Source organism: Bartonella sp. MR168JLCBS (genome assembly GCF_042194175.1).
In genome coordinates, this window is the sequence record NZ_JBHIMP010000479.1 from 1 (window position 1) to 632 (window position 632).

The following is a 632-nucleotide window of genomic DNA, read 5'->3' on the forward strand; positions in this document are numbered from 1 at the left end:
TGCATGCACGTGCACGCTTTACAAAATATTTCATCTCATTAGAGATAATTGACAAAGATTTTTCCTCTGCATGGCGAACAATTGGCGTAATTAACCCATTCGAAACAGAAACAGCCACCCCAACATCACAGTGTTTGTGATGAAGTATTCCACCTTCAAGCCAAGATACGTTTGCATCAGAAACTGCCTTTAAAGAAAGTGCCACGGTTTTAATAACCATGTCGTTAACTGAAAGCTTATAAGCGGGTTTAAACCCTCCTTGCATCTTAACCATCGGAGCAGCAGCATTCAATTGCGTACGAAGCTCCAATAACGCATCGAGATCACAATCTACCGTCACATAGAAATGTGGTACTTTTTGCTTTGATTCCACCAAACGTTTGGCGATTGTTTTTCGCATATTACTATGAAGTATGAATGTATATTCATCTTCTTTAAAAAGTTGAAGTATCTTTTTGTCAGCACTATCTGTCGCTACCGACTGTTTATTTTGTAATGAACAAGAATCTTCAAGAGCATCACTACTCATGGCTTTGTCTATATCGCGCTTGATAATACGCCCATGTGGACCGCTTCCAGAAATACATAATAAATCAAGCCCTTCTTGCGCTGCTAATCGCCGCGCTAAGGGG

1 protein-coding gene is annotated in these 632 nt (G+C 40.3%); it reads right to left on the minus strand.

Going from position 1 to position 632, the window contains the following annotated elements; translation table 11 throughout:
- Window positions 1-632, minus strand: a 632-nt coding sequence (locus ACFIK8_RS12140; protein WP_375669575.1) for a 2-oxo acid dehydrogenase subunit E2, incomplete at both ends; no start/stop codon positions are given.